Origin of the sequence: Aeromonas sp. Y293-4 (genome assembly GCF_027705905.1) — a bacterium.
In the GTDB taxonomy this organism is placed as follows: domain Bacteria; phylum Pseudomonadota; class Gammaproteobacteria; order Enterobacterales; family Aeromonadaceae; genus Aeromonas; species Aeromonas veronii.
This window is the reverse complement of record NZ_JAPDCI010000002.1, coordinates 263078-288328: the sequence shown is the minus strand read 5'-3', so window position 1 is coordinate 288328 and position 25251 is coordinate 263078. Positions and strand designations below refer to the sequence as shown.

The following is a 25251-nucleotide window of genomic DNA, read 5'->3' as shown; positions in this document are numbered from 1 at the left end:
TAATATTATGCGCCGATGTGCAAATAATGCATGTTATGGTGCATGGATATCTGTTTTCAGCTCTTTTAAGGGACTATGAAAATTCCCGTTAATATGCATATCCACCTTATTAAAGATACCTCTGGAATATAATTCATGGCTTTTGCATTCCTCTCTGTTAATGATTATTCCTGCATACTCGATGACGCCTTGCTGGCAGCCGGGATCTGTTATTAACGCCATAAAATTCTATGCCATGAATTTGCACGGCGGATCTGCCCCTGCTGCACAGGAGTGGGGAGCATGGCGTTGGCGTTGGCGTGACGGTGTGCGGGAGCTGTGGTGCTGGATGAGAGGTGGCGCTGGATGAGGAAGGGGAGGCGGTGGCAATTCGCTTATCTTCACGCCGGTTGCATCCCCCGATGGGTGGGGTTGCCCCGCGTCGTCGCTTTTTCCACTTTTTGCGAGTTTGTCCGATCTCCCTCTTATCTGTGGCTAGTTGTGATGATTGGGATCGTTTTCAGGGCTCGGGAACAGCTCAGGTGATTTCGCAGACATAAATTTCAATATGCTGTTTTTAAAGGTAAATGCGTAAAAAAATGGATTTATCGACCGCTTCCTATTGTTTCTTGATGAAACTGTTAATTGGTGGCGTGATTGCGAGTCAGGTCGCTTTTTTCACTCGCTATTAATCGTATGATTAATAAGGTAATCAAGGAGCCCTGACGGAGAGCATCGATGCACCGGCAGGCCATTGCCCAGGATTGGCAAGCGAGATCGCATCGCGATCATCATTACCTGACAGTGGAGGATTTATGCTGGGTTTCGTTCTGGGCGATATGTATTGTCAAACATCTGGGCAGCGGTTACCTCCTCGCCTGGGAAAGAGCTTTCCCATTCCTGCCGATTACCGACTGCGCGGCCGGGTATCCGCCGCCATCATGACCATCGAGAGCTTGCTCGATACCCCTTATCCGCAAAAGCAGTTTCGTGATCTGGTCTTTGGCGCCTTTATCGAGCGCCAGCGTCGGCTGTTTGGCGAACATGTGATTGTGGCCCGCATGGAAGGGGAGGAGGGGCTGGAGCTGTCGATTGATCTCTCGTTTGTCAGCACCGCCGTACCTGTGGGCCTGCTGGCTATCTCTGAAGAGCTGGCCCTCGCCACGGCGCCGCGTCCCAAGAAGAGCCATCCCCACTACGAGGCGCTGTGCAAGGCGATCGACTGCATGGTGATGCTGATGTTTTATGGCAAGGTGATCCGCCAGCGGAATACGGTGTTGGAAAATATCAGCCATCAGTTTGGTTATCAGCCCGCGGCGACCCTGACGGCGCGCGTTGGCAAGGGTGGGGAGGATGATTACGACGCCTTCATGGTCAATATCATGACCTGTATTGCTCACTCCAATTCGCTCAAGGAGGCGCTGGAGAATGCCAGCCGGATGGGAATTCAGGAGCCCGCTTTCTTCTGCATCGTCGGTGCGATTGCCAGCACTCTGTGGGGCGTGCCCAGACTGTGGGCGTATCAGGCTTCACAGCTGATCCATCGCTCCCACCAGCACTACATCCAGAATCTGCTTCGCTGTGAAACCCGTGCCGGGCGGCGCCATATCAATCTGGAGCCGCCAAAGCCCCCGCTGTTTGCACCGATCCGGCAACAGGTTGTGCGTCTGTTCAAGGGGGCACACTGATCCGCAGCCCCCTTGTCATCACTCAGGCGGGATAAAGTGCACCCAGTACAGCCGGACGGCTGGCGCCGGTGACGGCGGGCAGGTTGCCCGGCTTGCGGTGAACAAAGCACATGGCCAGCCAGGCAAAGGCAGCGCCTTCCACCCAGTCGGGGGCAAGGCCCAGCTCGGCAGTGCTGGCGATGCGCCATGCAGGCAGCAGGCTGGCCAGCTCCTTCAGCAAGGGGGCGTTATGGGCTCCGCCGCCGCAGACAAACAGCTCGGCTTTCGGCTGGCTGGTACCGACTGATTCGGGCCGGGCGGGCAGTTGGCGGGCGATGCTGTGGCAGGTGAGCGCCTGCAGGGTGCGCTGCACATCCACGGGGGCGTATGAAGTGCCTGCCAGCTCCCCATCGAGCCAATCGAGGGTAAACATCTCTCGTCCGGTGGTCTTGGGGGCGGGGGCGGCGAAGTAGGGGTGAGCCAGCAGCTTCTCCAGCAGGGCCGGGATGGGCTTGCCACTGGCGGCCCATTTGCCACCGGCGTCATAGCTGCCGCCGTGGGGCTGATGGCGGCGATACCAGCCATCGAGCAGGGTGTTGGCCGGGCCGGTATCAAAACCATATACCCCGCCCGGATTGCCCGGCAGCACCGAGATATTGGCGATGCCGCCGAGGTTCAGTACCACCCGCAGGGCGCCGGGTTTGGCAAACAGCGCCTGATGGAAGGCGGGCACCAGCGGCGCCCCCTGACCGCCGAGGGCCATATCCATGGTGCGAAAATCGGCGATAACGTCGATGCCGGTCAGGGCGGCCAGCAGGGCGGCGTTGCCGATCTGCAGGGTAAAGCCAAGCTGGGGGCGATGGCGGATGGTCTGGCCGTGGCTGCCGATGGCGCGAATATCTTTGGGCTCAAGCTTCGCCTTGGTCAGCAGCGCGTGGGTGGCGGCGGCAAACTCTCGCGCCACCAGATTATCGGCCACCCCCATGCGGTCGATTTCGTTGTCGCCCGGGGTGCAGAGGGCATGCAGCGTGCGTGCGGTCTCTTGCGGCCAGGGGTGACAAAGCGCCGCTTCGACCCGCAGTTCATCCCCGGCGATCATCACCAGCACGGCATCAATGCCGTCCATGCTGGTTCCCGACATCAGACCGATATAGCGCTCAGCCATGGTGTCTCCTTACATTGCTGTTCGAAAATACGGTGTGCAGAGAGGGTGAAGAGGGGAACGGCTTTCATCCCATGCCACATGGCGTGGTCTTTGACATCAGACCGATATAACGCTCAACCATGTTGCATCCTCAATGCGGACCGGAAAAAGAGTGAGAGAGACAGGATAGATAAGCCCTTGCTTCCGTGCCACATGCCGCTCCCGGTGTTCCATCTCATCTTATGTCTGAAGTTGGACTCATTTCAATCTGATTGGCTGGCGCGGGTTCAATAAAAGGGGCTGGCAGGGTCTTCACCCTGCCAGCCCAGATGACTTAGTTGCCGCGACTATCCCGCTTGTTTTGGGCCAGCTGCAGCTCGGGGTTGTCGAGCTTGGCCAGTTGCGGCATCGCCAGCTTTTTAAAGTTGGCCAGCTCGCGTCCGCTCAGGGTCTCTGCTTGCGGCAGGGTGAGGGTGCGCGGGTTCTTGTGAATGCCGCCCACCACGAATTCGTAGTGCAGGTGCGGGCCGGTGACGCGACCGGTGCCACCCAGAGTGCCGATGGTCTGCCCCTGCTTCACCCGCTGCCCCTTGTTGACGGTGCGCTTGGAGAGGTGCAGGTACTTGGTCACATAGTTGCCGGCATGCTTGATAAAGACGTAGTTGCCGTTGAACTGGTTGTAACCGGCGGCCACCACGCTGCCTGAGCCCGCCGCCATGATGGGGGTGCCCACCGGCGCCACATAGTCGATGCCGTTGTGGGGGCGGATCTTGCCGGTCACCGGATGGAGGCGGCGCGGGTTGAAGTTGGAGCTGATGTATTTGAAGTTGACCGGCGCGCGCAGGAAGCTCTTGCGCATCGCTTTGCCTTCCGGGGTGTAGTAGTTGCCATCTTCATTGAGCACGGCGCGGTAGGCGGTGCCCTGGTTGACGAACTCCGCCGCCAGAATATCGCCGGAGGCGACCCGCTCGTCGTCGCGGAACTTGTCTTCATAGACCACCCGGAAGCTGTCCCCCGGCTGCAAGTCCTGGGCAAAGTCGATGTCCCAGCCGAAGATGGCAGCCAAGTCCATGATCTGATCTTCGGTCATTCCCGCATCCACCGCGGCGCCCCAGAAGCTGGAGCGGATCTCGCCTTTGCTCACCTGTTCGCGGGTGTCGAGGGCGATCTTGACGTTGCGGGCGACAAAGGTCTCCTCCTTGCGGCTCACCTTGAGCGCCTGCTCCAGACTGTGGGGGTAATAGAGGCTGTGCAGCTCGCCGTTCTCGGTGAGCTTGAAGGTGAGCTCCTGCCCAGGTTGCAGCATCCGCAGGGGATCGCTGCCCTCGAGCTGATCGATCAGGTGCAGATCCGTGGTGCTCAGGCCAATGCGCTGGAAGATGACTCCCATGTTGTCGCCACGGCGTACTTTCACCTGCTTGGTGATATAGCGCGGCTTGGGCGGGGTAACGGGCTGGGCGGCCTCGGCCGGCAGCTCATCATTCAGTGCGTTGTCGTTGGCCGGTTCCCGCAGGGCAATTTCGTTGCCGTTTTCATCGACCCGTGTTGCTACTGCCTGTTCGCTGGGCCAGGCAGCCAGCATCATGATCATGATGCTCAAGATCAGCACCATCTTGCGGTGCCAGTGGGGGAGTGCATTGAAGGCGTGCCAAATAACCATGAGAAGCAGATGAAGTCGGGCAGAATGGACGGATTTTACAGCCTTTCCAATTGGCCCGCCATTCCAGTAATATGTTTGGCCCTGTGGAATCGTGATGGAGAGTCAAAAAATGTCCCAGCTCGAGGTGGCGCTAGCCGAGATCAAGCGCGGAGCGGAAGAAATTCTGGTTGAAGAAGAACTTGTCGCCAAGTTGAAGGAAGGGCGCCCGCTGCGCATCAAGTTGGGCATGGACCCGACCGCCCCCGACATTCATCTGGGTCATACCGTGATCCTCAACAAGCTGAAGACCTTCCAGGATCTGGGCCACGAGATCATCCTGCTGATCGGCGATTTCACTGCCATGGTGGGTGATCCCTCCGGCAAGAACAGCACCCGTCCGCCGCTCTCCGAAGAGGCCATCAAGCACAACGCCCTCACCTATGCGGAGCAGGCGTTCAAGATCCTCGATCCGAAGAAGACCCGCATCGAGTACAACTCCAGCTGGCTGGGCGAACTGGGCGCGACCGGCATGATCAAGCTGGCGGCCAAGCAGACCGTGGCCCGCATGATGGAGCGTGACGACTTCAAAAAGCGCTACACCGGCGGCCAATCCATCGCGATTCACGAATTCCTCTATCCGCTGCTGCAAGGCTATGACTCGGTCGCGCTGAAGGCGGACGTTGAGCTCGGCGGTACCGACCAGAAGTTCAACCTGCTGATGGGCCGCGAGCTGCAAAAAGATGCCGGCATGGCGACCCAGTGCGTGCTGATGATGCCGCTGCTGGTGGGTCTGGACGGCGTCAAGAAGATGTCCAAGTCCGCAGGCAACTACATCGGCGTCCACGACGCTCCGGGCGAGATGTTCGGCAAGATCATGTCCATCACCGACGATCTGATGTGGAACTACTACGAGCTGCTCTCCTTCCGTCCGCTGGCCGAAATCGAAGAGTTCAAGGCGGGCATCGCTGCCGGTACTCTCAACCCGCGCGACGTGAAGATCTGGCTGGCCAAAGAGATCATCGCCCGTTATCACGACGAAGCGGCGGCTGAAGCGGCCCACGAAGATTTCACCCAGCGCTTCTCCAAGAACGCCATTCCGGACGAGATGCCGGAAGTCGAGCTGGCACTGGAAGGCGAAGGTCTGGCCATCGCCAACCTGCTGAAAGAGGCCGATCTGGTGGCCACCACCTCCGAAGCGCTGCGGATGATCAAGCAGGGTGCGGTCAAGGTGGATGGCGAGAAGCTGGAAGATGGCAAGGCACTCATCGGTGCCGGTACCGCCGTCTATCAGGTCGGCAAGCGCAAGTTTGCCCGCGTGACTGTCAAATAAGCAGTACCGTCAAATAAGCCGTCGCATCAGGCAAGCTGGCCATCAAACCGGTTCAAGCTTGTTCAACAGGGCCTCCTTCGGGAGGCCCTGTCGTATCTGGGCGGCACGGATCTGGGCGATAAAGTGCCGCAGCACGGCACTACTTGGGTGTGGCCGTGTCGCCAGACTGATGCTGGTCATCATGCCATTGCCCTCAATGGGGTGATAACTGACCCCGAGCGGGCGCAGCGCCGCCACCGAGCTGGGCACCAGGGTCACGCCAAAGCCCGCCTGCACCATGCCGACGGTGGAGATCACCTGCGGACATTCGGGCCCCAGTATCGGCTCGAAGCCCGCCTCCCGACAGAGGCCCACGATGCCGTCATAGAGCCCGGGCCCGATGGCGTGGGGAAACAGAATAAAACTCTCATCCTTCAGGCTGGCCAGTGACAAGGGGCCCGGCTTGGCCTTGGGATGGCTGGTCGGCAGGGCGATCAGCAGCGGCTCCTGCTCGATAAGGTGATGGGCAAAGCCCTCGCTGCCCCGGCAGGGGAGCCGCAAGATGGCGGCATCCAGCCGATCGTTGCGCAGCGCCTCTACCAGTGCCGGCATGGTGCCCTCCTGCGGGGTGAGCGCCACCTCGGGGTAGCGCTCCCGATAGTCGTGCAACAGGGTCAGCACCGCGGGGTGGAGCACGGTAGAGCCGGCAAAGCCGATGCGCAGCGCCCCCTGCTCGCCGCGGGCGATCCGCTTCACCTTCTGTTTGGCGGCATCGGCCAGCGTCAGGATCTGGGTGGCATCCCGATAGAGGCTCGCACCCGCCTCGGTCAGCTCGACGCCGCGAGTCAGGCGGCGCAGTAGCGGGGTGCCGAGGCTCTCCTCCAGCTTGCGGATCTGCTGGCTCAGGGGCGGCTGGGCCATGTTGAGCGCCTCGGCTGCCCGGGTGAAGTTCTGTTTGTCGACGACCGCCATGAAGTAGCGCAGGGTTCGCAGTTCCATATCGAAAGAGTCTCAAAGTCGCGGGATCGGTGTATTGGCGTTGAAATGTGATCCGGGTCACCATTGAATCCTAACGCTAACAGGATTCAGGCCGGAGGTGAAACCCGAATGGAACGTATTGCAACATCTGACAGTGCCGGATGCGCGTGTGCCCTCGAAGTGAGCCAGCAGTTTTCCCGCTGGCGCAGGCAGCATGACGGTGGCGAGATCTACCAGAGTTCCCTGATGAGCGCCCTGCTGGCGGGGGTCTACGAAGGGGAGACCACCATGAGCGAGCTGCTGCGCCACGGCGACTTTGGCCTCGGCACCTTCAATCACCTCGATGGTGAGCTGATCGCCTTCGAGCGGCAGATCCACCAGTTGCGCTCCGATGGCTCGGCTCGGCCCGCCCGCGCCGATCAGAAGACCCCCTTCGCGGTGATGACCCATTTTCGCCCCTGTCTGGAGCGTCGCTTCGATCACCCCCTCAGCCGTGACGAGATCCACCAGTGGGTGGATCGGCTGGTGGGATCCGACAACGTCTTCGTTGCCCTGCGCCTCGACGGCCAGTTTGAAACGGCCAAGGTACGAACCGTGCCGCGTCAGGAGCCCCCTTATCGTCCCATGCTGGAAGCTATCGAACAGCAGCCGCTGTTCCGCTTTGCCGCGGTGGCGGGAACCCTGGTGGGCTTTCGCTGCCCGCCGTTCGTGCAGGGAGTTAATGTAGCGGGCTTTCACGAGCACATGATCACCGCCGATCGCAAGGGGGGCGGTCATCTGCTCGACTACACCATGGCCCACGGCACCCTGCGACTTTCTGTGGTGCGTCACCTCAATCTGGCCCTGCCATCGGATCCCGCTTTCCGGCAGGCCGACCTCAACCCTGCCGATCTCGATCGCGCCATTCAAGCCGCCGAAGGCTGATAGACAAGGAGCAATAACATGGAAAACAGACAGTGGAAGTGCGGTGCCGAGCTGGTTGTTCGTCATCTGGAGGCGCAAGGGGTCAAGCAGGTGTTCGGTATTCCCGGTGCCAAGATTGACCGGGTGTTCGATGCGCTGGAGGACTCCCCCATCGAGACCATAGTGGTGCGCCATGAGGCGAACGCCGCCTTTATGGCGGCCGCGGTAGGGCGCCTCACCGGCAAGGCGGGGGTGGCGCTGGTCACCTCGGGCCCCGGCTGCTCCAACCTCATTACCGGGTTGGCGACCGCCACCTCGGAAGGTGACCCCATGGTGGCGCTGGGCGGTGCGGTTCGCCGTGCCGATGGCCTCAAACTCACTCATCAGAGCATGGATACGGTCAACCTCTGCCGTCCGGTCACCAAGTTCAGTGCCCAGGTCAATAGCGGGGCGGCAATCTCGGAAGTGATGGCCAACGCCTTTCGCGCCGCCGAGCTGGGGCGGCCTGGGGCGGCGTTTGTCAGCCTGCCGATGGACATCATCAACAAGCCGGTGCAGGGCAATGTGCTGGTGCCCCGCGAGGTGCCGGAGCCGGGCTGCGCCGATGAACAGAATATGGAGCAGGCATTGACCCTGCTGCGCAACGCCCAGAATCCGGTGGTGCTGCTCGGCCTGATGGCGAGCCGGCCGGAGAATGCCGAGGCAGTGCGCGCCTTCCTCGACAAGGCGCGGCTGCCGGTGACCGGTACCTATCAGGCTGCCGGGGTGGTGGACAGCTGCCACTTCGATGACTTTGCCGGACGGGTCGGGCTCTTTAACAACCAGCCGGGGGATCAGCTGCTGGCAGGGGCCGATCTGGTGATCTGCATCGGCTACAGCCCCATCGAGTACGACCCCGTGCTGTGGAATGGCGACCGGGAGCGGCGCATCCTCCATATCGACGTGCTGCCTGCCGATATCGACAGCAGCTACTGCCCGACCGCCGAGCTGGTGGGGTCGATCCGTGCCAACCTGTTGCAGCTGACCCGCATCATGGGCAATCCGAAAATCCGTCCCCCCGAGGTGGATCGGCTGCTGCAAGGGGTGCGCCAGCAGCGGCTGCGACTGGCAATGCGGGCCGACGATCTGCACGGCAATCCGGTTCACCCCTTGCGTATCGTGCGCGAGCTGCAGGATCTGGTGCGCGATGACATGACCCTCTGCGTCGACATGGGCAGCTTCCACATCTGGATTGCCCGCTACCTCTACAGCTTCCGCGCCCGTCAGGTGCTGATCTCCAACGGTCAGCAGACCATGGGGGTGGCACTGCCGTGGGCCATCGGTGCGGCGCTGGTGCGGCCGGGGGAGAAGGTGATCTCGGTATCGGGGGATGGCAGCTTTATGCAGTCGAGCATGGAGCTGGAGACGGCGGTGCGGCTCAAGAGCAATATCGTCCACATCATCTGGGTCGATAACGGCTACAACATGGTCGCGATGCAGGAGCAGCAGAAGTATTGCCGCACCTCCGGCGTCTCTTTTGGTCCCATCGACTTCAAACGCTATGCCGAATCGTTCGGGGCGGCCGGTTTCGCGGTGCGCTCGGCCGACGAGCTGCGCGCCACCCTGCGTGCCGCGCTGGCGGTGGAGGGGCCTGCTGTGGTGGCCATTCCGGTGGATTACTCCGACAACCCGGGGCTGATGGCCCAGCTCAGGCCAGAAGTATTGGCATAAGTGGGGGCAGCAGTGCTGGCCTGGCTTGTTGTGTCAGCGCAAGCAGACCCGCCCATATAGCAAAAACCGGCATCAATTGATGCCGGTTTTTTTATTGTTTTGCCGTATTAATGGCCTTAACGGGCCAGCTGGACGGCGGCGCGTGCGCGGGCCGGTTGTGGGCGCTGTTTGGCTTTTGGCGCGCAGGCCATCTTCAGGCGCAGCCACTCGCGCCACAGCAGCCAGCAGAGCGGTAGGGTGAGCAGCAGCACGGTCGCGGGCTGGGCCATCAGCACCCCATCACGACCCCACAGTTGCGGCAGCAGGAAGATGAGCGGCAGTAGCAACACGGTTTTGGCGATGGAGATGACCAGCGCCTGACGGGTACGCGCCATGGATTGCAGCAGCACTATGCCGAACATGATGATCCCCTCCAGCGGAATTGCGCCGAGGTTGAGGGTCAGGCTGCTGATGGCAGCGGCCAGCAGTTCGGGATCCTTGTCGCCGGTATAGAGCATGGCGACCTGTCCCGGCAGCAGCTGGATGGTGAGCCACACCAGCATGCCGTAGATAAAGGTGAACTTGAGCCCCATCTCCATCAGGTACTTGAGGTTGCGGTGGCGCTTGGCCCCCGCCGCCTTGCTGATGAGCGGCTGAATGCCGAACGCCAGCCCCTGCAGAATGACGATAAAGACAGCTTCGGTGTAACCGGCCACGGTAAAGCCCGCCAGATCCTTCACATTGCCGTACACCATCAGCTGGCTGTTGTGCAGCATCAGCAGCAGGCCGAGGTTGAACTGGGCAATCAGGCTCGGCAGACCGGTAAAGAGCAGGTGCGGCATGGCGGGAAGGTTGGGCACCAGATCCCGCCAGCTGAGGCGCAGCCGCGCCCAGGGGGTAAAGAAGTAGCCAAGACCGATCAGGCTCACCGCACCCTCTGCCATCAGGGTGGCTTGCGCGGTACCGATCAATCCCAGCCCCAGCCGACCCACCATGATGTAGTTGAGGATGATGTTGAGCACGGCGCCGCTGCTCACCAGCACCATGGCCAGTTTCGGGCGGCCATCGTTGCGCAGCAGATAGGGGACCGCCAGATTGCTGGCCAGCAGCAGGGTACCGCCGCCAATCCAGGTGAGGTAGTCACTCGCCTGTTTCCAGGTCTCGGTGCCCTGTTCAATTCCCAGCCCCAGCAGGATATCGGTGTGGGTGTAATAGAGCAGCACCGGTGCAACGCCCCCGAGTCCGGCCAGCAGCCAGAGGGCGTTGACCAGCGCCTGACGGGCCAGCTTGTCGTTTTTCGCCCCTTGCTGGAAGGAGATGGCGGTGGCCGCCCCCATGCTGATCATGGCGGCCAGACCGATCAGCACCATGATGACCGGATAGACCAGGTTGATCCCGGCGAGGCCAGCGGCGCCGACATAGTGGCCGACGAAGATGCCGTCGATGAGGTAGTAGGCCCCCGAGACCAGCATGGCAAGAATGGAGGGGAGGGCGTAAGCCCAGAAGCGACGGGTCATGGCCCGTTGCCGCAGTGTTAAATAGGCAGACATATCTGTTCTCTCGGGGAGTTCGATTATCGAACAGCTAGTCTAGATTAATACTTATTTGGTGATAATCAGGGTTTTACTTGATGAATTGCTGAGTATTACTCACTAATCCGGGGTTTTGGTAGTGGGCCTTGAGCATGTCGATCAGGATGCGCAGCCCGCTGCCCAGCTGATGCCGACTGGGATAGAAGAGGTAGAAGCCGGCAAAGGTGGGACACCAGGGTTCCAGCACGGTGAGCAGTTTCCCCTCCGCGACTTTCTGGCTCACCTCCTCTTCCAGACAGTAGGCGAGCCCCAGCCCCGCCTCGGCGGCGCCCAGATAGAGGGCCGGGGTGCTGGTGGTGAGCGGCCCGGTTACTTCGATCTCCAGCATGGTGCCGTCGGCGGCAAAGGCCCAGCGATAGTGGTGGTGCGGGGTGAGGCGATAGCCGATGCAGGCGTGGCGGCTCAGCTCGCTCGGGTGCTCCGGCGTACCGTGCTCCGCCAGATAGGCCGGGGAGCCCACCACCAGATAGCGCTGGGGCGGGCCGAGGGGGATGCCGATCATCTCCTTGGGCAGCAGATCGCCATAAAAGAGCGCGGCATCGTAACCATCCTCAATCAGCCGGGGCATCAGCTCCTGCTCTACTACCTCCACCTGCATCCGCGGATAACGGGCCAGATAGTCGATCAGCACAGGTGCCAGCAGGCTGTCGATGGCGCCGCGGGGGGCGCAGAGCTTGAGTCGACCCACCGGTTCATCGCTGTTGCGGGCCAGCTCGCAAAGCGCCTCTTCCAGGGTATTGAGGGTGGGGAGCAGCTGCTTGAGCAGCCGCTGGCCCGCTTCGGTCGGCACCACGGCGCGGGTACTGCGGTTGAGCAGCCGCACCCCCAGACGGGCTTCCAGCCCCTTCAGGCTGTGGCTGAGGGCGGAGGCGGAGACCCCGAGTTCGAGGGCGGCCTTGCTGAAACTGCGGTGACGGGCGACGGCGGCAAATACCGCCAGTTCGGCGAGATCGGTACGGGTAATGGTCATCATCAATCAACAAAAAGGCGTGAGTCACAAGGGTACGCCAAGGCCGTGCTGCACACAATCCGCGCTAAACGGGTGGCTTGTTGCAAATATGTAGCTGCTCGCAGGCCATTGATTCCAGTGAAACTAAGTTGAATTGTTAAAAAAAACTCACAATAAGGCGCTTTGAGTGTGATCTTGGTCGTCCGAAAGGCGACCAAAATCAAACTTTGGTTGATTAATTCAAAAAAACGCTGTGATTAATAAGGGCATTTAATTAAAGTCAGCCCATCAAGAGTGGCGCACGTTAATCGGTTGTTAAGTGAGACGGGCGCCGACCCTCAGGGTCAAAATCTCGCACTGTTGTTTGTTGCAATCCTGTTGTCACAAGGAGTGATGGCCAGGTTGCCGGGGGGCGAGAGGTTAATATCAAGGACGGACAGCAGGCGTTCCAGGGAGATGGAACCGGGCCAAGGCCCGACCAAACAAGAATCCCATTTTCCTAGATGACAGGAACAACGTATGTCTGACATGAATATTGCAGCTGATGGTCGTTTAGCCAGCAACACCTCCCGCGGCGTCAACAAGGCCGATGTGGTCTGGATGCTGGGTCTGTACGGTACCGCGATCGGTGCCGGTGTGCTCTTCCTGCCAATCAACGCCGGTGTAGGTGGCCTGTGGCCGCTGGTCGCCATGTTGATCCTGGCGCTGCCGCTGACTTTCTTTGCTCACCGTGGTCTGACCCGCTTCGTGCTGTCCGGCTCTACCCGTGATGGCGACATCACTGAAGTAGTAGAAGAGCACTTCGGCAAGACCGCAGGCAAATTCATCACCCTGCTCTACTTCTTTGCCATCTACCCGATCGTGCTGATGTATTCAGTCGCCATCACCAACACCGTCGAGAGCGTGATTGTTCACCAGCTGGGCATGTCTGCACCTCCCCGTGCCGTTCTGTCACTGGCCCTGATCCTCGGTCTGATGGCGGTTGTTCGTCTGGGCGGCCAGGTTATCGTCAAAGCGATGAGCGTGCTGGTATTCCCGTTCGTACTCACCCTGATGGGTCTGGCGTTCTACCTGATCCCGCACTGGAACGGTGCCATCATCACTGAAGCTCCGGCCCTGTCCGATGCCTTCAACGGTGACTTCATCAAGACCCTGTGGCTGGCTATCCCGGTAATGGTGTTCTCCTTCAACCACTCCCCGATCATCTCCTCCTTCGCGGTGGACAACAAAGGTCGTTACGGTGAAGGTGCTGAGAAGAAGTGCAGCAACATCCTGCTGGGCGCCCACGTAATGATGGTAATGACCGTTATGTTCTTCGTATTCAGCTGCGTACTGAGCCTCTCCCCGGCTGACCTGGCTGCTGCCAAAGAACAGAACATCTCCATCCTGTCCTACCTGGCCAACCACTTCGATAACCCGGTTATCGGTACTGTGGCTCCGCTGATCGCCATGGTTGCCATCAGCAAATCCTTCCTGGGTCACTACCTGGGTGCACAAGAAGGCATGAACGGCCTGATGGCCAAGGCGCTGCGCGAGAAGGGCAAGAACGTTGACACCAAGCAACTGAACAAAGTCACTGCCGTGTTCATGATCCTGACCACCTGGGCCATCGCCACCATCAACCCGAGCATCCTCGGCATGATTGAAGACCTGGGCGGCCCGATCATCGCAATGCTGCTGTTCCTGATGCCGATGTACGCCATCACCAAGGTTCCGGCCATGCGCAAATACGCTGGCAACATCAGCAACGGCTTCGTGACCATCATTGGCCTGATCGCCATGTCCGGTATCATCTACAAGCTGATTGCCTGATAACGCCGGTTACCAAGTTGAATGAAGAAGCCGCCTCGCAAGAGGCGGCTTTTTTTATGGCTTTTTGGGGCGGCGAGCGGATGCGGTATCGCTACTTCATCAGCTTCTTCACCTCGTCACTGGCCAGCGCCTTGTTGAATTTGTCCCGCGCCTCTTTCCCCTTGGCGGAGTTGGTAAAGCAGACGTGGAGGGACTTGTCCTCGAGGATCTTGCCGTTGAAACCGAGGTTGGCGGCGATGTCCTTGAGTTGGGGATCGCTCTCCAGCAGATAGGTCATCACATTCTGGTCGATGACCGCCAGATCGAGCCGACCGTTGCCGAGCTTGAGCAGGTTCTGGCTGTCCGAGCTGGTGGCATCGGCCGAGAGTGCCTTGCTGGCCACTTTTTCGTCGAACTCGGTGGTATTCACATAGCCGGTTACGACACCAATTTTCTTGCCCTTGAGGTCATCAAGGCTCTGCCAGGTGACCGGCTGATCGGCTCGCTGGGCAAACCCGAGAGGGCCGTTACCTATGGGGTCAGAGAAGAGGCAGCTGCTCTTGGGGTCGAGATACTCGGGGAAATAACCCAGTACCTCGGGGTTGTTGGTCGCCTCGTCCACGGCCCGTTGCCAGGGATAGAACTTGATGGTCAGCGGGTCGCCAGCCAGGGCAAAGGCTGCGGTCACCACCTGACTGCTCTTGCCCTGCTCAGGGAGGCTGGCGCTAGTGTAAGGGGGCCATTCAAGGCTGGTCAACACCGCCGCCTGCGCGGCCGACATGCCGAACAAGGGAAGAGTGGCCAGGGCGAGGTGCTTCCATTTCAGGCTCATAGAGATAACTCCTTGTGGTCAAACACCCCTTAAAGATAGCCCCCGGTGTCGATTGCGGATGCCGGCCATGGCTGATCGGCATCCGTGCCAGCTATTTATTGTCGATATTCTCCGACTGCCAGAGGGCATAGCCCTTGCCGGAGGCCGTGGTGGGCAGATCAATCTGCATCAGGTCGTTGCCGATGATGAAGGGGCCGGTGTAGCGGGCACGCAGATCCTGCGCCAGATCTTTGACCCTGATCTTGCCGTTGAGGCCGATATGGCTGAACACGGTCAGCGCCGGTCTCGCTTCGTTCATTACCCGGGCCGCCTGCTCGGGGGAGGCGAGGTGACCGGCGATCGCCTTGTAGCCGGGGTTGGCCTTCATCTGCTCGGCAGAGGTCATGGAGACGCAGTGCACCAGCAGGTCGGCCCCTTTGGCCTGCTTCACCACTTCGGGGCTGTAGCGGGTATCGCCGGAGAGCACCACGCTGTGGCCGTGATAGTCGATGCGATAGCCGAATGACGGCTTGATGTTGACCCCGTGGTCGTTGTCAAAGGCGGTTACTTTGACCCCGTCATGGTTGTAGACCACCCCGGCGGTGACCTCGTGGCTGTTGATCTCCACCCCGTCCAGCGGCGTTCCCTCATCCTTGACCCGGGTGGCGATGTCGGTGGCGTAGGCCTGCTGCAAGCCACGGGCGAGAGCTGTGGTGCCTTTGGGGCCGTAGAGTTCCATCGGCGCGTGGCGTTGGCCATAGGCCGGTTGCAGCCAGCCGGTCAGCCAGAGATCCGCCAGCCCGTTGGTGTGGTCTGAGTGAAAGTGGGTGAGGAAGAAGGCGTTGACCCGGCCGATGGGGATATGCAGCTGCCACAGGCGAGTTGCGGAGTTGCGGCCAAAATCGAACACCAGCTTCTGGTTGCCCGCTTCGACCAGGGTGCTGTAACCGCCCCGGCTGATCTGGGGCACCGGGGTGCCGGTGCCGAGCAGGCTGACCCGAAAGATATCGGTCTGGGCTTGAGTTGCTGAGGCAGGGGCATGGTCGTGGTTGCTGATAAAGCTGCTCTCGGCAGCCTGACTGGCGCCGCTGGCCAGCAGACCGACCAGCAGGGCGGCCAGATAGGTGCTGTTCATGGGAATTTATCCTGTGGGGAAGGGACGGCATCACTGTATTGGTAACTAAAAGTTGAATAAATTGGCTAAGATCCATTTCTTACTAAACTTTTGGTTGTGAATCAGGGCCTGGTCGCGGGCCAAACGGCCTTGAAACGGGCAAAAAGGAGGGGTTGTGGACCGATTGACCAGCATGCGTATCTTCACCCGGGTGGTGGATCTCGGCTCCTACAGCGCGGTGGCGAGCGAAGCGGGGATCAGCGCCCAGATGGTGGGCAAGCATGTGCTGGGGCTGGAGCAGTGGCTGGGGGGCAAGCTGTTTCACAAAACCACCCGCCAGCAGACTCTCACCGAGCTGGGCCAGCTGTTTTTGGCTCGCTGCCAGCGGGTGCTGGAGGAGCTGGCACTGACCGAGTCGCTCACCCAGAATCTGCTGGCCGAGCCGGCCGGACGGCTGCGCATCGCCGCCCCCCTCAGCTTTGGCCACCACCGGCTGGTGCCGCTGTTGCCCGCTTTTCTCGACCGCTACCCCAAGCTGGATCTGGATCTGCAGCTCACCCCGCGCTGGGTCGATCTGGTGGAGGAGGGGTTCGACGCCGCTATCCGCACCCTGCGCCCGCAGGATGAGGCGCTGATTGCCCGTCCGCTGCTGACCCAGCACTACCGGCTCTGCGCGGCCCCTGACTACCTCAATCGCCACGGCGTGCCCCGTCATCCGGCCGATCTAGTTCGCCACCAGTGTCTGCACGGCAACTGGGGCGAGCATGAGCGCTGGCAGTTTGTCGGTGAGGATGGCCAGAGCGAGGAGGTGCGGGTCGCCTCGCGCCTGCGCATCAATCACTGGCCAGCCTTGTTGACGGCTGCGCTCTCGGGGGCTGGCATCACCTTGCAGCCCGCCGAACAGGTGAGTGACCATATCGCTTCGGGGCGTTTGCTGCCGCTGCTTGGCCGCTATCAGAGCCCGGCCAAGACCCTCTACTTCATCTATCCGGCGGCGCGGCGGCAGGTGCTCAAGATCACCCTGCTGGGGGATTTTCTGGCCGAGTCCCTGCAAGCTGGGCCCGAGCCCGAATAAAAGGCTGCATATTCTCGCAGCCGCGCTTAACCATCGTGCTTAACAAAGGGGTGGTGGAGGCCTAACATGGCGGGATGTTTTTCTAGTCGGGACAAAAGGATATGTCTGGGTTGAAAAAGGATCTCGGGCTCTGGCAGGGGATGGGGCTGCTCGCCACCTCGCTGCTCGGCACCGGGATCTTCGTGGTACCGGCGACCGCCGCCTCGCTGGCGGGTGGGGCCTCGCTCTGGGCCTGGTTGCTGCTGATTGCGCTGGTGCTGCCCATCGCCTTTACCTTTGCTCGCCTCGGCCGTCGCTATCCCCATGCGGGCGGCGCGCCGCACCTGATTGGCCTCGCCTTTGGCAACGGCGCCGAGCGCTTCTCCGCCTTCCTGTTTCTGGCTGTGCTGCCGGTGGGGCTGCCTGCCGCCCTGATGATTGCCGCCGGCTTCTGGCATGCCCTGTTCGAGATGGGGGATTGGACCCTCTGGGCCATCCAGCTGCTGACCCTGCTCGGGGTCTTTCTGCTGGGGCTGCGCGGGGCGCGCTCCTCCGGCAATCTGCAACTGCTGATTGCGCTCGCCATTTTGGGGCTGACCCTGCTTATCTGGTTCAAGGGGGAGGTGAGCTGGCGCGATGCAGCCCGGCCATTGCCTAGCGCGGACGAGTGGCCCCCTATGGCCACCGCGCTGGCGGTGATGTTCTGGTGTTTTGTCGGGCTGGAAGCCTTCGCCCACATGGGGGAGGAGTTCAAGCGGCCGGAGCGGGACTACCCCATCGCCCTGCTCGGCGGGGTGCTGCTGGCGGGACTTATCTACTGGGTACACTCGCTGGTGGTGCTCAAATATGGCCTCTACGGCGATGAGGCGAAAAACGCCACCGCCATCCCCTCCCTGCTGGCGCTGCTGTTCGGCCCCACCGCCAAGTGGCTGGTGGCGGTGCTCGGTTATCTCTCCTGCTTTGCCAGCATCAATATCTACATTCAGGGCTTTGCCCGGCTGATCTGGAGCATGGCGCGGGAAGGCAAGTTACCCGCTTCGCTGGCCGTGCTCACCGCGCGCGGCGCGCCGCTGCGGGCGCTCGGCCTGGTGCTCGCCATCTGCCTGCTCTGTATCACCCTCATCATCTGGCTGCGACTGCCGCTCGATGAGCTGATCCGCTACGCCAACGGCAACTTCGTGCTGGTCTACCTGCTCTGCATGGCGGCGGGCTGGCGTCTGCTCGGCGGGGTGGGCAAGGGGCTGGCGGGGATAAGCGTGCTGCTCTGCGCTCTGGTGCTGGTGGCGCTCGCCACCCAGGTGCTCTATGCGGTGGTGCTGAGTCTTGGCTACGGCTGCTTCTCGTTGTGGCGGCGTCATCTGCGCCGCAGTCGTCAGCAGGATGTGCTTCCGGTAGCGAAGTAACGTCTCCCCGATGGTCGAAGAAATGAGAAAGCCCTGATGTTCAGGGCTTTTTGATTCCGGCATATGGGATGTTCATATGAATACTAGTTGGCACGCTATTTGCCGAAAAGTGCGGTGTCGGATCAACTCAACGGCGATTTATAGCCAAAAAAAGTGGGATCCAGCTCCCGTTTTGCTTAAAGTGATCCCTTCCGATCCCGGTGGTCGGAATGCCCGCAAGGATGCCCTTCAGACGTAAACAGGATGGCCTGGCCAGACTGACTCTCAGAGATGTGATTGCTTCGGTTCTCTTTTTATCTGTCACCTGTGGTGATAGCGCCTTGTTCCGTTCAGTCAGCCCGGGTTTTGCGTCTCTCTCATCGTGCATTGTCACCATCTGCAGCGAGTGAATCATGAGCGAATCGGTTTTTGAGATCCACGACTGGACCCTGAGCGTTGACGACAACATGTTGTGTCGCCCCGACCGCGAGGTCTACCTCGAACCCAGACTGGTCAACCTGTTGCGGTTTCTGGCCCATAATGCCGGCACTGTGTTTGGCCGCGATGCCTTGATCAACGAGGTGTGGGATGGCGCCGAGGTGACCGATCAGGTGGTGACCCAGTCCATCTTCGAACTGCGCAAGATCCTCAAAGATGGTCGCACCGATGCGACCGACTATATCGTCACCGTACCCAAGCGCGGCTACAAGCTGGTGGCACCGGTGCGGCCGTTACAGGTGGTTTCTGTGGTGATGGCGGACGAGCAGCCCGCGGTCAATACCGCTCTCTCCGACAACCCGACGCTCTCCGATCTGAGCCCGCCCGCGGCTGAGCAGGATGATGCACAGCCCAATATCGCCCCTTTTCCCGCCGGGCCCCTGACCCGCGCCATCTCCACCCATGCCAAGGATGCCCGCAGCCGCTGGAAGATGGTGAGTTTCGATATCTTCGTTGCCATCGTGCTGATCGCCATTGTCAGCATGCTCAGCTACCAGCACACCAGCCCCCAGGTGCATGCCATGCTTGATCCCAATCTGCTGGTGTTCCGCTTCCACTCCGGTATGGATGACAACAACGAGAACGTGCGCCTCGCCGATGGCATTACCCGCGCCCTGATGGGGGAGGTGGCGGTGGCCACGCCGCTGCGGGTGCAGTACGGCGCCACCACTCTGATGGGGGGCATCATGCCCGGCAAGGAGCTGAGTGTGCGGGTCACCCGCCAGCCGCGCGGCACCTATCTCGATCTGGAGTATCGCAATATCAACACCAACCGGGTGCTGTTCAGCCATCAGTACCAGCTCAGTCGCCACAGTGTGCACGGCGTGTTGCAGGCGAGCAGCCAGGATCTGCTGCGTGCCCTTGACCAACCCGATGCCGAGCCGGGGATGGGCTGGCCGACCGATGATGCCTCCCTGATGGCGATGATGGAGGCGCAGTACTACATCAACAGCCGGGATCCGGTCGCCCTCAAGCGTGGGATTGATCTGCTGGAGCAGGCGCTGATTGCCCATCCGGATCAGCCGCTGCTGCTGGCGGAGCGCTATCTGGCGGGCGAGGCGCTGGCCACTCTGGCGGGAAAATCCGAGAGCGAGCGACTGCAGGGGATTGGCACCCATCTCGCCAGCGTGGTGCAAAACAGCGGCGCCCTGCCAGCCCGGGTGTGGGAGGCGTTGACCCTGCAGGCTATCCTCAACGGCCAGCAACAGCAGGCCAACTATCTGCTGGAGAAGGCGGCGAGTCGCGGCCGCTCGGTGCTCTATTACATACTGCAGGGCAAGCTGGCGGAGCTGGATGGTCGCCCCGAGGCGGCGGGGGATGCCTACAGTCAGGCCTTCCTGATGGAGGCGACCGAGCAGACCTATCTGCTCTGCCAGCAGCTCGGTTTCTACAGCAATATGGAGAGCCTCACCCCGGCTCTGTTCAATGCGCTGGGCCAGAGCAAGGTGAAGCTCTTCTAACTCCGTAGTGTTGGTTTTCCCCCGGTCGGTGCGGTTGCCGACCCCATCCACAGGCTGCCTTCGGGCGGCCTGTGCGGTTTCTGCTTGTTTCAATCCTGCTTGTTTGCCACCGGGGATAGTCGCTCTGGTACGGCCCGATTTATCCCCCGCAGCTCCCCACTATCCCCATTTGCCTTTGCCTTGCACGCGGCATTCTGCCCGGCTTTGCGCCGTGTGCAGCTTGTGACATCTGCTCATTGTTGGCGGCGGGATAAGCTGTCTGTCTCGACCCATTTCTCATTGCTGACAGGTTATCGCCGTTGCGCTTTACCTCTGAGACTGGATTGTGATGAGCCGAGCGGCGGGGCGAACAGGAGGTGAGCGGCCACTCAGGGTGATGATCCGCAGGGCTTCTAAATGGCCGCAAGGGCAGGGGGCGCAATGGGAGCTGCTTTATCCCGGGTTTATCTGACCAAAAATATCAAGGTGGCGAGATAAGGGGGTTATCAAGGGGCAAAAATTGGGCGGAAGGATATCAAGGTTTTATCAAGACGGCTGTGTGATGTGATGTCAATTGACTGTTTTTAAATGGTTTTTATCAAAAGTGACGAGGCGGCAAAAAAAGTTGCCTCATATTTTTATCCGTTAGCTGGTCTTTATGTTTTCCGGGGATGAGAGGCCTAGTCTGTGCCCATTCTTTGGCGGGGCGTTCCGCCAAATGTGTATGTGACGACCCGACCTTTTATAGAACCGGAGATCTTATGTCCCTAGATACGAGCAAGAAGATTGGCCTTATCGCCTGTACAGGTGTGGTGGCCGGCAACATGATGGGGAGTGGCATCGCGCTGCTGCCTTCGGCACTGGCTACCATCGGCTCCATCTCTGTCTTTAGCTGGGCAATCTGTCTGGTAGGCGCCATGGGCCTCGCCTTTGTCTTCGCCCGCCTTGCTACCAAGAACCCGCAAGAGGGTGGCCCCATTGCTTACGCTGGCGAGATCTCTCCGGTGTTCGGTTTCCAGACCGGTGTGCTTTATTACCACGCCAACTGGATCGGTAACCTGGCCATCGCCATTACCGGCGTCTCCTACCTCTCGGTCTTCTTCCCCATTCTCAACAGCCCGATCCCGGCCGCCGCAGCCACTATCGCTGCCGTCTGGATCTTCACCTTCGTCAACCTGCTTGGCGGTAGCTGGGTGAGCCGACTCTGTACCCTGGGTCTGGTGCTGATCCTGCTGCCGGTTGTCGGTACTGCGGTGATGGGTTGGGGTCATTTTGATGCCACCGTCTACAGCCAGAACTGGAATACCACCAGCGGCAGCGACCTGCATGCGGTCATCAGCGCCGTGCTGATCTGCCTCTGGTCCTTCGTCGGTGTTGAATCTGCCGCCGTCTCTTCCGGCATGGTGAAGAACCCCAAGCGCACCGTACCGCTCGCTACCATGCTGGGTACCGGTATCGCGGGTGTTATCTACATCCTCTCTACCCAGGTGATCAGCGGCATGTTCCCGGCCGGTGAAGTGGCTGCCTCCGGCGCCCCGTTTGCCATGGCCTCTTCCGCCATCTTCGGTAGCTGGTCTGCACCGTTCGTCTCTGCCTTCACCGCCCTGGCCTGCTTCACCTCGCTCGGTTCCTGGATGATGCTGGTGGGCGAGGCGGGCAAGCGTGCCGCCAACGACGGCAACTTCCCGAAAATCTATGGCGAAGTGGACAAGAACGGCGTAGCCAAGAAGGGTCTGATCCTGGGCTCCCTCAAGATGACTGCCCTGATGGTTGGCCTGACCGCTTTCACCTCCCAGTCCGCTCATGCTGCCGATCTCTTCAACGTGCTGACCACAGATGCGGTGCTGCTGACCATGCTGCCCTACTTCTACTCCAGCATTAACCTGATCCGCTTCGAGGGCATGACCTCCCGCAGCATCGGCGCGATGATCTTCTCCGGTGTGGCCTGTGTCTTCTGTCTGGTGGCCCTGATGGGTGCCAAGGGTTCCAACCTCACCGCTACCTTCGTGGTGTCGCTCATCATCCTGATGTTCTACGCCAAAAAACAGGGTCTGCGTCAGCACGATGCCCTGCTGAGCGAACAACCCAGCAACTAATTCCCCCTTTTATCTTCCGAGCGCTCTTCACTCACCATCCCTGATGGAGAGCGCCCCTTTATGTGTGGAGCATTACGATGAATATCATTGCCATCCTCAACCACCTGGGCGTTTTCTTTAAAGAAGAACCCATTCGCCAGCTGCAAGCCTCCCTCGAGCGCAAGGGTTTCGAGGTTGTTTATCCGGTCGATGTGGCCGACCTGCTGAAACTGATTGAGAAGAACCCCCGCGTTTGCGGCGCCATCTTCGACTGGGACAAATACTCCCTGGGTCTGTGCAAGGAGATCCACGATCGCAACGAGAAGCTGCCGATCTTCGCCTTCGCCAACGACCAGTCCACCCTGGACATTCACCTGACCGACCTGCGTCTGAACGTGCACTTCTTCGAGTACCGTCTCGGCATGGCCGACGACATCGCCCTCAAGATGGGTCAGGCCACTCAGGAGTATCAGGACGCCATCCTGCCGCCGTTCACCAAGGCGCTGTTCAAGTACGTGGAAGAGGGCAAATACACCTTCTGTACTCCGGGTCACATGGGCGGTACCGCCTTCCAGATGAGCCCGGCCGGCAGCATCTTCTATGACTTCTACGGCCCGAACGCGTTCAAGGCTGACGTATCCATCTCCATGCCGGAGCTGGGCTCCCTGCTGGATCACTCCGGTCCGCACAAGGAAGCCGAAGAGTACATCGCCCGTACCTTCAACGCCGATCGCTCCTATATCGTTACCAACGGCACCTCCACTGCCAACAAGATCGTCGGCATGTACTCCGCGCCGGCCGGCAGCACAGTGCTGGTTGACCGTAACTGCCACAAGTCGCTCACTCACCTGATGATGATGAATGACGTGACTCCGATCTACTTCCGTCCGACCCGCAACGCCTACGGCATTCTGGGTGGTATCCCGCAGAGCGAATTCAGCCGTGATACCATCGCTGCCAAGGTTGCCGCGACACCGGGTGCCCAGGCTCCCCGTTACGCCGTGGTCACCAACTCCACCTATGATGGCCTGCTCTACAACACCGGCTTCATCAAGGAGGCGCTGGACACTCCTTACATCCACTTCGACAGTGCCTGGGTGCCTTACACCAACTTCAGCCCGATCTATGAAGGCAAGTGCGGCATGAGCGGCGAAGCGATGCCGGGCAAGGTGTTCTACGAAACTCAGTCCACCCACAAGCTGCTGGCGGCCTTCTCCCAGGCCTCGATGATCCACATCAAGGGTGACGTGGAGGAAGAGACCTTCAACGAAGCCTTCATGATGCACACCTCCACCTCGCCGCAGTACGGCATCGTGGCATCGACCGAGATCTCTGCTGCCATGATGCGTGGCAACACCGGCAAGCGTCTGATCAAGGACTCCATCGATCGCGCCATCTCCTTCCGCAAAGAGATCAAGCGTCTGCGTGATCAGAGCGAAGGCTGGTTCTTCGACGTATGGCAGCCGGACAACATCGACACCGTCGAGTGCTGGAAGCTGGATCCGAAAGATGACTGGCACGGCTTCAAGGACATCGATGACAACCACATGTACCTGGATCCGATCAAGGTCACCCTGCTGACTCCGGGTATGGGTCGTGATGGCAAGCTGCTGGAGAAGGGCATCCCTGCCTCTCTGGTCTCCAAGTTCCTGGACGAGCGCGGCATCGTGGTCGAGAAGACCGGTCCCTACAACATGCTGTTCCTCTTCTCCATCGGTATCGATCAGTCCAAGGCGATGCAGCTGCTGCGCGCCCTGACCGAGTTCAAACGTGGTTATGACCTGAACCTGACCATCAAGAACATCCTGCCGAGCCTCTATCGTGAAGACCCGAGCTTCTACGAAGGGATGCGTATCCAGGAGCTGGCGCAGCGTATTCACGAGCTGACCAGCAAGTACCGTCTGCCGGAGCTGATGTTCAAGGCGTTCGACGTACTGCCGGAGATGAAGATGACTCCGCACGCCGCATGGCAGCAAGAGCTGGCAGGCAACGTGGTGGAAGTGCCGCTGCGTGACATGGTTGATCGCATCAGCGCCAACATGATCCTGCCGTACCCGCCGGGAGTACCGCTGGTTCTGCCGGGCGAGATGGTGACCCAGGATTCTCTGCCGGTGCTCGAGTTCCTCGAGATGCTGTGCGAGATCGGCGCCCACTACCCGGGCTTCGAGACCGACATCCACGGCCTCTATCGTCAGGCCGATGGCAGCTACACCGTCAAGGTGCTGCGTTAATCGACAGTGACAACAGTCGAAAGTGACAACAACGGGCCGCAAGGCCCGTTTTTCCCTCCGGAATTCCTGTTCTTATTGCGTGAGTCGCCAACCATGAAGCGAGTGCTCTCCATTCAATCCCACGTAGTCTTTGGCTGTGCCGGCAACAGCGCCGCCGTTTTTCCCATGCGTCGCCTCGGGATCGAGGTGTGGCCGATGAACACGGTGCAGTTCTCCAACCACACCCAATACCGCGAAGGCTGGCAGGGGATGGTGATGCCCGGCGGTCATATCCGTCAGCTGGTAAACGGCCTGGCGGAGATCGGTGTGCTGGCCGAGTGCGATGCGATCTTGAGCGGCTACCTCGGCTCTGCCGAACAGGGGGAGGAGATCCTGGCGGCGGTGGCCCGGCTCAAGGCGCTCAATCCAAACGCCCTCTATTTTTGTGACCCCGTGATGGGTCACCCCGACAAGGGGTGCATAGTGGCACCCGGCGTCGCCGATTTTCTGAAAACCAGGGCACTGGCCTGTGCCGATATGCTGGCCCCCAATCTGCTGGAGCTGGAACAGCTCACCGGCCGCGATATCCGCAATGTGCCGGAGGCCATTGAGGCGTGCCAGCAGTTGCGCGCGCAAGGGGTCAAGCTGGTGATGGTCAAGCATCTGGGCAAGGCCGGTTTTGCCATGGACCGCTTCGAGATGCTGCTGGTGTGCGAGGAGGGGACCTTTCATCTTTCCCGCCCGCTCTACCCTTTTGCCCGCCATCCCATCGGGGTGGGGGATCTGCTGAGCGCCACCATGCTGGCCAATCTGCTGGCCGGTTGTACCCCGGTAGCGGCGTTCGAACTTACCAACGCCAGCGTGGATGCGGTACTGGCCCGGACCTGGCTGGCGGGGGCCTACGAGCTGCAACTGGTTGCTGCCCAGCACGAGATGGCGCTGCCGCAGGTCTCCATCCGGGCGACCCGCCTCTGAGCTGTTTGTACCAACAGCAGAAACAACAAAGCCCTGATCATCAGGGCTTTTTA

Annotated in this window: 18 protein-coding genes; 11 read left to right on the top strand and 7 right to left on the bottom strand. The window is 60.4% G+C overall.

What is annotated here, in order from left to right; translation table 11 throughout:
• Positions 1-794 precede the first annotated feature (794 nt).
• Positions 795-1667, top strand: coding sequence for a hypothetical protein (locus OKC31_RS03420; RefSeq protein ID WP_257696480.1), 873 nt, complete (start codon positions 795-797; stop codon positions 1665-1667).
• Positions 1668-1689: 22 nt separating this feature from the next.
• On the opposite strand, the gene OKC31_RS03415 is transcribed toward OKC31_RS03420, so the two are convergent.
• Both OKC31_RS03415 and OKC31_RS03410 read right to left on the bottom strand, forming a co-directional pair.
• Complete coding sequence (locus tag OKC31_RS03415; protein WP_270656278.1) at positions 1690-2811, bottom strand: anhydro-N-acetylmuramic acid kinase; 1122 nt, start codon at positions 2809-2811, stop codon at positions 1690-1692.
• A gap of 313 nt (positions 2812-3124) precedes the next feature.
• The gene (locus tag OKC31_RS03410; protein ID WP_013724009.1) at positions 3125-4450 is read right to left on the bottom strand and encodes a peptidoglycan DD-metalloendopeptidase family protein; all 1326 of its coding nucleotides are present in this window, start codon (positions 4448-4450) and stop codon (positions 3125-3127) included.
• A gap of 109 nt (positions 4451-4559) precedes the next feature.
• Between OKC31_RS03410 and tyrS the strand changes: the two genes are divergently transcribed.
• Complete coding sequence (gene tyrS / locus OKC31_RS03405; protein ID WP_270656276.1) at positions 4560-5759, top strand: tyrosine--tRNA ligase; 1200 nt, start codon at positions 4560-4562, stop codon at positions 5757-5759.
• Positions 5760-5801: 42 nt separating this feature from the next.
• Here tyrS and OKC31_RS03400 read toward each other — a convergent pair whose 3' ends face one another.
• Positions 5802-6737: a LysR family transcriptional regulator gene (locus tag OKC31_RS03400; RefSeq protein WP_270656274.1), complete on the bottom strand. Its 936-nt coding sequence runs from the start codon at positions 6735-6737 to the stop codon at positions 5802-5804.
• 108 nt (positions 6738-6845) lie between these two features.
• On the opposite strand from OKC31_RS03400, the gene budA reads away from it, so the two are divergent.
• Both budA and alsS read left to right on the top strand, forming a co-directional pair.
• Entirely contained in the window at positions 6846-7640 is a 795-nt protein-coding gene (gene budA / locus OKC31_RS03395) for an acetolactate decarboxylase (RefSeq protein ID WP_270656273.1), read from the top strand.
• Between the two features lie 18 nt (positions 7641-7658).
• Positions 7659-9329 (top strand): acetolactate synthase AlsS, encoded by a 1671-nt coding sequence (gene alsS, locus OKC31_RS03390; protein ID WP_005338504.1) that lies wholly within the window; start codon positions 7659-7661, stop codon positions 9327-9329.
• Between the two features lie 116 nt (positions 9330-9445).
• On the opposite strand, the gene OKC31_RS03385 is transcribed toward alsS, so the two are convergent.
• Both OKC31_RS03385 and OKC31_RS03380 read right to left on the bottom strand, forming a co-directional pair.
• Positions 9446-10858: an MATE family efflux transporter gene (locus OKC31_RS03385; protein WP_157161225.1), complete on the bottom strand. Its 1413-nt coding sequence runs from the start codon at positions 10856-10858 to the stop codon at positions 9446-9448.
• Between the two features lie 73 nt (positions 10859-10931).
• Complete coding sequence (locus OKC31_RS03380; RefSeq protein ID WP_042055187.1) at positions 10932-11870, bottom strand: LysR family transcriptional regulator; 939 nt, start codon at positions 11868-11870, stop codon at positions 10932-10934.
• Between the two features lie 498 nt (positions 11871-12368).
• Here OKC31_RS03380 and OKC31_RS03375 point away from each other — a divergent pair, with 498 nt between their 5' ends.
• Positions 12369-13661 carry an HAAAP family serine/threonine permease gene (locus OKC31_RS03375; protein WP_005338498.1) on the top strand — a complete coding sequence of 431 codons (1293 nt, stop codon included), beginning with the start codon at positions 12369-12371 and terminating at the stop codon, positions 13659-13661.
• 91 nt (positions 13662-13752) lie between these two features.
• Here the strand turns inward: OKC31_RS03375 and OKC31_RS03370 are convergent, their stop codons facing one another.
• Both OKC31_RS03370 and OKC31_RS03365 read right to left on the bottom strand, forming a co-directional pair.
• The gene (locus OKC31_RS03370; protein ID WP_270656272.1) at positions 13753-14472 is read right to left on the bottom strand and encodes a substrate-binding periplasmic protein; all 720 of its coding nucleotides are present in this window, start codon (positions 14470-14472) and stop codon (positions 13753-13755) included.
• A 91-nt stretch (positions 14473-14563) separates the two neighbouring features.
• Positions 14564-15586, bottom strand: a complete 1023-nt coding sequence (locus OKC31_RS03365) for an MBL fold metallo-hydrolase (RefSeq protein WP_270656270.1) — start codon at positions 15584-15586, stop codon at positions 14564-14566.
• Positions 15587-15740: 154 nt separating this feature from the next.
• On the opposite strand from OKC31_RS03365, the gene OKC31_RS03360 reads away from it, so the two are divergent.
• From OKC31_RS03360 to pdxY, 6 genes are all read left to right on the top strand, one after another.
• Positions 15741-16640: a LysR family transcriptional regulator gene (locus OKC31_RS03360; protein WP_270656268.1), complete on the top strand. Its 900-nt coding sequence runs from the start codon at positions 15741-15743 to the stop codon at positions 16638-16640.
• Positions 16641-16741: 101 nt separating this feature from the next.
• Positions 16742-18022 (top strand): L-methionine/branched-chain amino acid transporter, encoded by a 1281-nt coding sequence (gene yjeH, locus OKC31_RS03355; protein ID WP_270656267.1) that lies wholly within the window; start codon positions 16742-16744, stop codon positions 18020-18022.
• A 392-nt stretch (positions 18023-18414) separates the two neighbouring features.
• Positions 18415-19959, top strand: coding sequence for a lysine decarboxylation/transport transcriptional activator CadC (cadC, locus tag OKC31_RS03350; RefSeq protein WP_123173579.1), 1545 nt, complete (start codon positions 18415-18417; stop codon positions 19957-19959).
• 740 nt (positions 19960-20699) lie between these two features.
• Positions 20700-22034 carry a cadaverine/lysine antiporter gene (gene cadB / locus OKC31_RS03345; protein ID WP_005338486.1) on the top strand — a complete coding sequence of 445 codons (1335 nt, stop codon included), beginning with the start codon at positions 20700-20702 and terminating at the stop codon, positions 22032-22034.
• A 77-nt stretch (positions 22035-22111) separates the two neighbouring features.
• Positions 22112-24244: a lysine decarboxylase CadA gene (locus OKC31_RS03340; protein WP_123173578.1), complete on the top strand. Its 2133-nt coding sequence runs from the start codon at positions 22112-22114 to the stop codon at positions 24242-24244.
• A gap of 93 nt (positions 24245-24337) precedes the next feature.
• The gene (pdxY, locus tag OKC31_RS03335; protein WP_270656266.1) at positions 24338-25198 is read left to right on the top strand and encodes a pyridoxal kinase PdxY; all 861 of its coding nucleotides are present in this window, start codon (positions 24338-24340) and stop codon (positions 25196-25198) included.
• The last annotated feature ends 53 nt before the right edge of the window (positions 25199-25251 follow it).